At 41.9% G+C, this 10315-nt stretch carries 12 protein-coding genes; 5 read left to right on the top strand and 7 right to left on the bottom strand.

Going from position 1 to position 10315, the window contains the following annotated elements; translation table 11 throughout:
- From Q9Q35_RS02895 to Q9Q35_RS02885, 3 genes are all read right to left on the bottom strand, one after another.
- Positions 1-529: MurR/RpiR family transcriptional regulator (locus Q9Q35_RS02895; protein ID WP_304652052.1), on the bottom strand; the 529-nt coding region annotated here is incomplete at its 3' end.
- A gap of 75 nt (positions 530-604) precedes the next feature.
- A complete protein-coding gene (locus Q9Q35_RS02890) occupies positions 605-1297 on the bottom strand; it encodes an N-acetylmannosamine-6-phosphate 2-epimerase (RefSeq protein WP_304652051.1) in 693 nt (230 codons plus the stop codon).
- A gap of 15 nt (positions 1298-1312) precedes the next feature.
- Positions 1313-2185 carry an N-acetylneuraminate lyase gene (locus Q9Q35_RS02885; RefSeq protein WP_304652050.1) on the bottom strand — a complete coding sequence of 291 codons (873 nt, stop codon included), beginning with the start codon at positions 2183-2185 and terminating at the stop codon, positions 1313-1315.
- Between the two features lie 251 nt (positions 2186-2436).
- On the opposite strand from Q9Q35_RS02885, the gene Q9Q35_RS02880 reads away from it, so the two are divergent.
- The 5 genes from Q9Q35_RS02880 (at position 2437) to Q9Q35_RS02860 (ending at position 7877) form a co-directional block, all read left to right on the top strand.
- Complete coding sequence (locus Q9Q35_RS02880) at positions 2437-3300, top strand: ROK family protein (RefSeq protein WP_304652049.1); 864 nt, start codon at positions 2437-2439, stop codon at positions 3298-3300.
- A 153-nt stretch (positions 3301-3453) separates the two neighbouring features.
- Positions 3454-4191 (top strand): sugar phosphate isomerase/epimerase, encoded by a 738-nt coding sequence (locus tag Q9Q35_RS02875; RefSeq protein ID WP_304652048.1) that lies wholly within the window; start codon positions 3454-3456, stop codon positions 4189-4191.
- Positions 4192-4202: 11 nt separating this feature from the next.
- On the top strand, positions 4203-5363 hold the full coding sequence (locus Q9Q35_RS02870; protein WP_304652047.1) for a cation:proton antiporter: 1161 nt from the start codon (positions 4203-4205) through the stop codon (positions 5361-5363).
- Positions 5364-5388: 25 nt separating this feature from the next.
- Positions 5389-6891: a sodium:solute symporter gene (locus Q9Q35_RS02865; RefSeq protein ID WP_304652046.1), complete on the top strand. Its 1503-nt coding sequence runs from the start codon at positions 5389-5391 to the stop codon at positions 6889-6891.
- A gap of 23 nt (positions 6892-6914) precedes the next feature.
- Positions 6915-7877, top strand: a complete 963-nt coding sequence (locus tag Q9Q35_RS02860) for an acetylxylan esterase (RefSeq protein ID WP_304652045.1) — start codon at positions 6915-6917, stop codon at positions 7875-7877.
- Between the two features lie 63 nt (positions 7878-7940).
- Here the strand turns inward: Q9Q35_RS02860 and Q9Q35_RS02855 are convergent, their stop codons facing one another.
- From Q9Q35_RS02855 to Q9Q35_RS02840, 4 genes are all read right to left on the bottom strand, one after another.
- Positions 7941-8849, bottom strand: coding sequence for a DUF6681 family protein (locus Q9Q35_RS02855; protein ID WP_304652044.1), 909 nt, complete (start codon positions 8847-8849; stop codon positions 7941-7943).
- A gap of 11 nt (positions 8850-8860) precedes the next feature.
- Positions 8861-9337 (bottom strand): hypothetical protein, encoded by a 477-nt coding sequence (locus tag Q9Q35_RS02850; RefSeq protein ID WP_304652043.1) that lies wholly within the window; start codon positions 9335-9337, stop codon positions 8861-8863.
- A gap of 78 nt (positions 9338-9415) precedes the next feature.
- Positions 9416-9838, bottom strand: a complete 423-nt coding sequence (locus tag Q9Q35_RS02845) for a Fur family transcriptional regulator (protein ID WP_289190690.1) — start codon at positions 9836-9838, stop codon at positions 9416-9418.
- A gap of 50 nt (positions 9839-9888) precedes the next feature.
- Positions 9889-10315, bottom strand: a 427-nt coding sequence (locus Q9Q35_RS02840; protein ID WP_304652042.1) for a guanylate kinase, incomplete at its 5' end; no start/stop codon positions are given.

Genomic DNA, 10315 nt, shown 5'->3' with positions numbered 1-10315 from the left:
CTGTTGCGGAAAGCGCTAAGATCACGTCATTTTTTTCAACGATCCCACTACTGATATACATACTATGGCTTTCAGTCATACCAAAAGCTGCGATCCCCATTCTGATCAAACGTTGAGTCAATTCTTTAGCCGTATACCCCGAACTTCCTAATCCAAAAATATAGATCCGACGGCATGCGCTGATCTTATTTACGATCTCTAGCAAAACCTTTTCATCGATCCGCTGGCGAGTCTGAGTCAAAACTTCTTCATAAAAACGTTGAACTTGCATCGCCAACTTGGATTCACTTTCTTTGGGTTCAAGTTGTTCATCACTGACAAGGCGCAATTTAAAATCATAAAAATTAGCACAATCAAGCCGTTTGACTAAACGCGTGATCGTGGCATTGCTCGTCCCCGCTAACTTAGCTAATTCATTGATGCTCAAACGTTGGATCTTTTTTGGCTCTTGGATCGTCTGTAAAGCAACTTTGCGCTCCTGACGTGGTAAGCTAGGATAGATCTTTTCCAACTCATTTAAAATATTCATACTCTTGATCCTTCATAAAAAATAAGTAGTTCACTGACTATAGCATATCACATCAGCAAACTACTTATTAACTATTTATTCATTGATCGCTTGAACAAATCGACTAGCGATCTCTAACGGGCGGGTGATCGCCCCACCGACTACGACTGCATGACAACCTAATTCTAAACACCGCTTAGCTTTAGCGGGAGTATCGACTTTTCCTTCTGCGATCACTGGTGCATCAGATAACGCCAGGACCTCCTTGAGATAAGCAAAATCGTTATCCGCTAAATTTTCACCCATTGTTTCAGGAGTATAACCATGCATTGTAGTTCCGACAATATCAAAGCCTAATTCATTGGCCAACTTCACATCTTCTAAAGTTGCTGTGTCAGCCATCAACAATGTCTCAGGAAATTCGTTGCGCATTTGGTTCACAATGTCTGCAATTTGTTCTCCATTTGGACGCTTTCGGCGTGTTAAGTCACAAGCCACGGCTTGAGCACCAGTAGCTGCAACAGCACGCATTTCCTTTAAAGTTGGGGTAATATAAACGGAGGAGTCAGGATAATCGACTTTACTCAAGCCAATTATTGGTAACTCAACTTCATCTTGGATCGCCTGAATATCGACGACAGAATTAGCCCTGATCCCAGCAGCACCTGCCATCTGAGCAGCTAAAGCCATCCGCGACATGATAAACGAACTGTGCAAAGGTTCGTTTGGCAATGCTTGACAAGATACGATCAACTTACCCTTGACTTGTTCTAAAAAGTTCTTTCCCATGATCCTCACCTCGATTTATTTAAAATATTTTTCGTAGATCCGTTTTGCACCAGCTTTGACTTCAGGCGTAGCTTTAGCCATTGGTTCACGAGTATACCCAGCATGAACACCCAATTCTTCAAAGACCAATTTCAAAGTTGCATAGATCCCATTGTTCAAAAGATCTGTGATCAGATCGTTACTTTCATGTTGTAATTGACGAGCTTTAGCAATATCACCTGCTTCAAAAGCTGCGATCTCAGCTTTTGCTTTTTTAGCATTGATATTGAATGTCGACCCGATCGCACCATCAACATCCAAAGCCAAGGCTGGCAATAACATTTCATCAAAGCCTGACAAGATCAATTTATCTGGAAAACGATTTCGTAAACGTTCTAACAAATAAAAATCAGCATTCGTATATTTGACGCCAATGATCTTTTCATTTTCAAAAAGTTTAGCAAAATTATCCAACGAAAGTGCGACTCCTGTTAGTGCGGGGATCGAATAAACGACTAATTTTGTATCCACATCTTTGACGATCTCATCATAGTAATGCTTGATCTCGTCAAAATTGAAGTTATAGTAAAACGGTGTGACTGCTGAGATCGTCTTATAACCTAGATCTGTCACAAACTTAGCTAACTTTTTAGCTTCGTGTAAGTTAGGTGAGCCTACTTGGGCGATCAGATCGATATCTGAGCCTTTAGCTTCATCCATTGCGATCTCAAATACGCGCTTCTTTTCATCGGTCCCGAGCATAAAGTTCTCACCAGTGCTCCCGCCTACATATAACCCATCAAGTTGATTGACGTCAATATTGTAGCGCACCATTTCGCGTGTACCTTGTTCATCAATGTTTCCGTTTTCATCAAAAGCCGTCATTAGGGCCGCATATAATTTTTTCATAGGAAAGTTCCTCCAATTGTTTATTATGTAACAGAAATTCAGATAATTCAACCGACGCCTACAGCATAAACTATGATAAAAATTATTTCAAGTTTAAAAAACGGTAATTATTTTCATTTGCAACGACAACTCTTACTAAGATAAGCGTTTACATGAAAATGAAATTTTTTTCTAGTTTTTGATTTGAGAAAATCATTTTCTAATGCTATTATGAAAACGCAAACACAACCTTACGAAAGAAGTGACGTTTTATGCCAAATAAACCACTACTCGCATTTGATGTTGGTGGAACAACGATCAAGTATGCGCTGATCACTCCGGAGCTTACGCTAAAGCAAACCGGTAGTGTGCCTACTAACAAAAATAAAGATGGCCAGATCTTAAAGACCTTACTTGAACTCAGTCAAAAATTCAGCCATGAATATGAACTCGCGGGGATCGGTATCAGCACCGCAGGGATCGTGGCATCGGATGGTAGTATCCAATATGCGGGCCCAACGATCCTCGATTATCAAGGGACTCCACTTAAAGCACGACTCGAAGAAGCAACAGGGCTTTTTGTTTTTGTCGTCAATGACGTCGATGCTGCCCTTTTAGGTGAAGTAGTCCTCGGAGCAGCTAAAAATGCCCAAAGTGCCTATTGTGTAGCTTTAGGAACTGGGATCGGAGGAGCCTATTTAGCCAACGGTCAGCTCGCTTCAGGGGCACACGGGACAGCCAATTCGATCGGTTACACTCTCTTTTGCCCTAAAACACAGACTAATTTTGAACAACGCGCGTCAACGCTCAGTCTAGAAGCTAAACTTGCGCCATTTAATATCAGCGTCAAGGAAGGGTTTGAACTCGCCAAAGCAGGCCAAGAACCTTATCTTACGCTACTTAAAGCTTGGGCTAACGAGGTCGCTCAAGGCTTGAGCAATATTTTGCTGCTCTTTGATCCTGAGGTCCTATTGATCGGAGGCGCTGTTTGTCAGCAAAAAGACTACTTGTTACAGCTCTTAAACGAACAATTAGCTTTGATCCTCCCACCAGGTCTTTGTCAGACCCAATTAAAAGTCGCTGCTTTAGCGGATAAAGCGCAACTTTATGGTGCCGTCTATCCGTTTATAAAATAAAACGTTTACATTAGTTCATAATTATGCTATGATTTGCGTGTAATAGAAATTCAACAATTCAAAATAAATAATTCAACCGTACTGATAAAGGCTTGTCTCAAGTCCTTTTTAGTGCGGTTTTTGTCTTTTTACCAACTTAGCGAGGTGTATAAAATGCAAGTCTCACTTAACACAGCTGTCTTCTTACCCCAGTTGGAACGCTTTAAAAGTCAATTAGCCTGTCTTTTAGATGTCGATGCTTGGCCGATCGACAATATCGAAGTTAGGGGCGAATTTTTTGCTCCGGCGACCAAGGTCCATGAATTAGAACAAATTGCAAAACTCTGTCAAAAAAACAATTGGAAGCTCTACTATTCAGTTCCTGAAGAATTATTTTTAGGTGATCATTTCGCACCTGAATTAGAACAACAGCTAGCTCTAGCTGAAAAGATCGGGATCAAAAATCTCAAATACAGCTTTGGCCACATCGATCTGTTGTTCAGTGACGCCAAACTAAAGCAACTACACGATCTCTTGGCTAATAGCCCCGTCAACGTGACGATCGAAAATCAGCCCAATGCTAACGGTAAGCTCAGTGCGATCACCCAAGATCTAGCGTTTGATCGTACCGAAAAACTTTCTCTAGGCTATACCTTTGATTCAGGCAACTGGTATTGGATCGATGAAAGTCCAAACGAAGCTTTCTTGGCTCTACGCGACCAGATCAGCGTCTTTCACCTAAAAGATATCCATGCCAAACAGACCGTCCTCTTAGGCAAAGGCGATACCGATTGGCAACCAATGCTAAAGGCGCTTAAAATAGATGTCCCTGTTTTCTTGGAATATGGAACTGCTGACCTAGACGAACTGGCTGGCCAAGTCGAATTGGTAAATCGCTTATTGGAAAACTGAGGTGATCTTAGATGTCTTATCTGCTCCAATTAGTCATCATCTTATTGCTTACCAAACTCGGAGCTCATCTTTCAAACATCTTCAACTTTCCTAGTGTGATCGGTGAGTTGTTGGTCGGAGTCCTAGCTGGTCCAGCAGTCTTGAACCTCCTAGTCCCCACTACTTTTACCCACTACTTTGCTGAACTTGGGGTGATCGTATTGATGTTTATCGCTGGACTCGAAGGCGATCTCAAGGCTTTGATCCACTACTGGAAGCCTTCCTTGACTGTGGCGATCCTAGGGGTGATCATCCCGACAGGAAGTGCCTTTCTGCTGTGCTATTACGCTTTTGGCTTTAGTGCTAAGACAGCAATGTTTTTAGGACTGATCTTAAGTGCTACTTCGGTCAGCATCACCGTTCAAGTCTTACGCGAGATGCAACGTTTGAACAGCCCCGAAGGCTCCATGATCTTAGGTGCTGCAGTGGCTGATGATATTATCTGTGTTATTTTGCTGGGGATCTGTGTCTCACTTTTTGGGACTACAGCAGATCTAAAACGACCGATCCCTTTGATGCTTTTTTTGATGTTATTGTTCTTTGTCCTTGCCCTCATACTAGGCAAATGGTTCGTTCCTAAATTTTTAGCTATTTTTAGTCGGTTAAATGCAAGTGAAAATGAAACGACCGCAGCTTTGGTCCTTTGTTTTGGCTTTGCCTTTTTAGCAGTCAGTCTGGGGATGAGCGATGTTTTAGGTGCTTATTTTGCTGGCTTGGCGATCTCCGAGACCAAATTTAAAGAACGGCTCGCTTTAAAGATCGAACCGATCGGCTATGCGGTCTTTATCCCCGTCTTTTTTGTCAGCATCGGGTTAAATATCAGTTTTGTCGGTATGAGTAAAGATATCTTCTTTATCACAAGTTTGATCATCATTGCTATCTTGGGCAAACAGATCGGCTGCGGGCTAGGCGCAAGATGTTTTGGCCTATCTACCAATGCTGCAAATATTGTTGGGGCTGGAATGGTCTCGCGTGGCGAAATGGCGCTGGTCGTTACTAACGTTGCCTTAAGTGCTCATCTGATCGATCAAAACCACTATACGGCAATGATCGTCGTTACCGTTATTACGACTTTGATCGCGCCACTATTATTAAAATATTATATTCAAAGATCCACACAATTAGAAGTTTAATTTCAAATACGAGGTGAAATTTATTATGGAAAAAGTAGGTTTTGGACTGGCAAACTGGATCGTCGTTATCCTATATTTAGTCGGAATGTTACTGGTCGGCGCATACTTTACCAAGCGTTCAAGTAAAGATACTGATGCTTTCTTCAAAGCTGGTGGTAAGATCCCGGCCTGGGCAGCTGGGATCAGTATCTTTGCAACGACACTTAGCTCGATCACCTTCATGTCGGTGCCTGAGCGGGCCTTTCTCTCAGACTGGTCATATGCGATCGGATCATTAGTTATCATCCCGATCATCCCGATCTTAAATCACTATTATGTCCCTTTCTTTCGCAAGTTAAAAGTCACTACCGCTTACGAATATCTTGAAGCTCGCTTCAGTCCACTGATCCGTGCCTTAAGTAGTTTGCTATTCATTATTTATCATATCGGACGGGTCGCTGTAGTAACTTACTTGCCTGTATTAGCGGTCGCTTCAGTGACTGACATCGATCCTTTACTCGTTGCAGCCTGTGTTGGGATAATGTGTATCATTTATACCTTCCTCGGTGGTATCGAAGGGGTCATCTGGAGCGACGTTATCCAAGCCTTCGTTTTGATCGGTGGGGCTTTGCTCATTATCTTTATCGGGGTCTTCTCGATCGATGGTGGCTTTGCGACTGTTGCCCATACTGCCGCTAGCAACCATAAGATCCTCTCCAGTGCTGACTTTAATATCAATGATCTAGCAGCCTTTGTTCCGTTGATCTTTGTTGGTCAGTTCGTTAACAGTCTGTATCAATACACTGGTAGTCAAGATGTTGTCCAACGTTACCAAACCACTAAATCTTTGAAAGATACGATCAAATCACTTTGGACAACTGGTTTCCTTGGCATTTTGACGATCCCATTGTTCTTTGGAATGGGAACGATACTATACACCTTCTATCAAAATGCTGCTAGTTTACCAAAAGATTTCAATACCAGTGCGATCGTACCTTACTTTGTTATCACACAACTTCCAGCCGGGATCGCTGGATTTGTTATCGCTGGGATCTTCGCAGCTGCACAATCAACGATCGCTTCAAGTTTAAACTCTATCTCTGCCTGCTTTGTGACTGATTTTAAACAACGCTTCTTTAACAATAAATTCAGTGGAATGTCAGATGTTACTTTAGCACGTTGGGTTATCATCATCTCTGGTGTCATCAGTACTGCGATCACTGTTTACTTCACGATGGGTAACACCTCCGATACTTGGAACGTCTTCTTGACTGTTTCTGGTCTCTTTGGGGTCCCTGTAGCTGGTCTTTTTGCGCTTGGGATCTTCACCAAACGGGCTAATGCACGTGGTGTCTTGATCGGATTTGCTTTGAGTGTTCTTTTGGCCTTCTACGTTGATTCTTTGCATATCTCTTCTCTCTTAGTGGCAACAGTTTCCTTTACTGCAGCTGTTGTTTTAGGCTACCTAGCTAGTCTGCTTTTCCCAGGAAATAATAAAGATAACCAAGGCTTAACGATCTACACGCTCAAGGATAAAATAAAAAATTAAAGCGAAAGGAATTTAAATTTATAATGAAAGATACGATGAGTTTAGTTACAATGCAAAATTATCGTGGGTCCTTCCCAACTCCCAACGATTTTCATGAATTTTGGGATCAACAATTAGCCTCACTTGAGATCCCCACTGGAAAATTGACCCCACTTGACTTCAAGATCCCTCAAGTTGAATGTTATAGTTTAACTTTTCCAGGAACTAACCACGGTCAAGTCTATGCTAAATGCCTCTTCCCTAAAAGCGAAAAACCCGTACCAACGATCTTTTATTTCCACGGTTATATGGGACAGTCACCTGATTGGGCGACTTTATTAAGTCTAACAGCAGGTAAAGCTGGTGTCGTAGCTATGGATGTCAGAGGTCAGGCAGGACACTCACTTGATCACGCTAGTTTTGACGGGATCACCGTCAAAGGCCAAGTCATTCGCGGGGCGACAAAAGGACCAAAACACCTTTTCTTCAAGGATATCTACTTAGATGTCTATAGTTTGATCGAGATGATCGCTAAATTACCTCAAGTTGATGAAACTAAACTCTATAGCTATGGTGGATCACAGGGAGGTGCCTTAGCCTTGGTCGCTTCTGCGTTGGATCATCGCATTCAACAAACGATCGCGATCTATCCTTTTTTAGGTGACTTTAAGCGCGTTTTAGAGCTTGGCAACCATAGTGAACCCTATGATGAGCTTTTCCGTTACTTTAAGTTCTCCGATCCTTTCCATAAGACCGAAACTAAACTCATGGAAACTTTGGCCTATATCGATATCAAAAACCTTGCCCAACGGATCCAATGTCCTGTCAAAATGATCACCGGGCTTGAAGATGATGTTTGTTTCCCATCAACTCAATTTGCGATCTACAATCAGATCACAGCACCAAAAGAACATTTGATCTTACCAGAATACGGTCATGAAGATATGCATGTTGGTGTCAACGATCAAGTCTTTAACTGGTTATTTGAAACACAGATCACTGACTAATACAGTAAGAAAGGACTCACTATGATTTGTATCATAGTGAGTCCTTTCTTATTTACTCATATTTTATTTGTCGCGCCGACGTCGTAAAGTTTTATCAGCAGTTGCATCGGCTCTTTTTACCTGTTCGATATCTTCTCTGATCTCAGAGCCTAAATGGGATGATTCCTCTTCTTTAGGACGATATGCGATCTGGATCTCTAGTTTATACGGTTCATCTTTTTGCATCATCGTTGACCGACCTGCAAACTTATATGGACCTCCTGTCAAAGCAACAGCTGCCAAAGAAAGGCGGTAACGTTTCAAAGCTTCGATCCCCCGAAGCAATCCTACTTGGGTCACCTCGCCGAGTTCTTGACGTTCGATCTGATTGACGCCACCATAGACTAGCAATTTGCCATTGACCTCACGTAATTCGTAATACGGTAGGGCTACGGGCTCATTTAGTGCAAAGAAACGATCTCCACTCTTAGCTTTTTTAAAGAGCTCTTTATCTTTAGCTCCACCAAAATCAAGCTGGAGATACCCGACCTGCTCTAATTGAGCCACAACTTTTTGTAAATTCTCACGTTGCTTATGGTTTGTCCGCAATGTTGATGGTAAAAACTCTTCATCTTTGAAGATCCCATTAGTCTGCATAAAACCTGGAGCTACTCCAGCGCTTTCTGCAGCACGTGTGTCGGGGATCTTGACGCCCAACATTTTTTCAACTTTAGGCGAGATATCGAGCTTTGAGACTCTATCTTCCGTAAAGAAGTACAAAATATTGAGATACGTGAAATACAGTAATGCTAAGAAAGCTAAGATAAACAGCAGACCACGAACGATAAAACCGTTCGCAAAAAAGCGGTAAGCAACGTAAAGCAAATAGAAATTACCTACACCCCCAACGACCGTATAGATCCGATTTTTGAGCGTGGCATTCATATTAAAATAACCAATATAGCTATTGATCATCCCTAAAATACTAAACACATTCCTACCCCCTATTGCGCACTATTATCCTGCGTTGTATTGTTATCATTTGGTTGTGAATTATTTTGTGCACCATCTTGTTTGGTCGACTCACGCTCGGTTTGGTCAGCTTTTGCACTAGAGCTACTACTTTGACGCGTAGTCGAACTTTGTGCTTGGCTATCATCTTGTGCCGTATCGTCTTCAACGCTGCTTGATGTCTTAGTCGCTGAGCTTTCTGTCGTCTCATCATCAGTCGTTGAACTTGAACTTGAACTGACTTTATCCGAACTTGAACTCTTATCCTCGTCATCACGCTCACTACTACTTACTTGCTTGCTATCTACAGAACTTGAGATCGAGCTAACACTGCTGGAGGAAACTTTTTCAACGGCTTTTCCTTCAGAGGTATGAGTCACTTTGTTGACCGCCACATTGGTAGCCCCCAAGGCCAAAACGATCGACAAGATCGCAAATGGTGTCAACAAAGGCGGTGTACGATATGCCATTTTTATTACCCCCAATTTTTCTTACTATTCTAATCCTACTACATCTGTGGACCTATCTGTTTAAAGATTTGCTAAATTTTATTGTAACTTAGCACATTTTGGACAAAGACCATAGAGTTCGAACCGGTGGCCTTCGATCACACAACCTTCCAATTGATCTTGAAAGATCGTCAAAGGACACATCTTGACCTCACGCACGCGACCACAATTTTGACAGATGAAGTGATGATGATGTAACCGATCAAAATCACATTGATATTTAACACAGGCACCCGAAGGCTTATTCTTGGTCTCAATGATGCCTAATTCACTAAAATCCTTTAAATTCCGGTAAACAGTATTATAGCTCATCCCTGGATAGAGCTGTTTCATGTGCTCGGTCACTTGGGTAATACTGACATATTGTTCTTTAAAGCCACATAAGTACTCTAACAAGCTACGTCTTTGCTTGGTGATCCGATAATGGTGGCTTTGCAACACTCTGATCGCTTCATTGATCAATCCTATCCCCCCTAAAGAATAATTATTACTATTTAATATGATATCACGCTTTACGCTAAAATATCAGCCACGAGTTGTTCGAGTTTAGCATAGGTCTGCTGTAGCTTTTCATTTTTCAGTACATGAGCTTTAGCACGTAATGCTGTTGGTAACTCAGCATCTCGCATAGCCTCCTTGCTTGCCAGCCGTTGCTCGATCCTAGCTTTTTTGTCACCTCGCGCATACAAACGCTCGACTTGCACCGCTGTAGAAGGTGATTCTAAAAAAATAACGGTCAGTAACTCAGCTGGCAATTTATCTAAATAAGTCAAAACTCCCTTCGTATCTAAAACGATCACTGCCCGCTTATCTTGTTTTAAAGCACGCTTAAGGCCTTCAAATGAAGAACCGTAATAATTATCATCGTAGGTAACGTACTCCAAATAGTGCTTGTCAAAGAAAGTTTCCTTCGTTTCAAAATAATAATCGCTACCATCT

The organism is uncultured Ligilactobacillus sp. (assembly GCF_948826705.1).
In the GTDB taxonomy this organism is placed as follows: domain Bacteria; phylum Bacillota; class Bacilli; order Lactobacillales; family Lactobacillaceae; genus Ligilactobacillus.
Note: the sequence above shows the minus strand (reverse complement) of the source record. Positions and strands in the feature narration are given on the sequence as shown.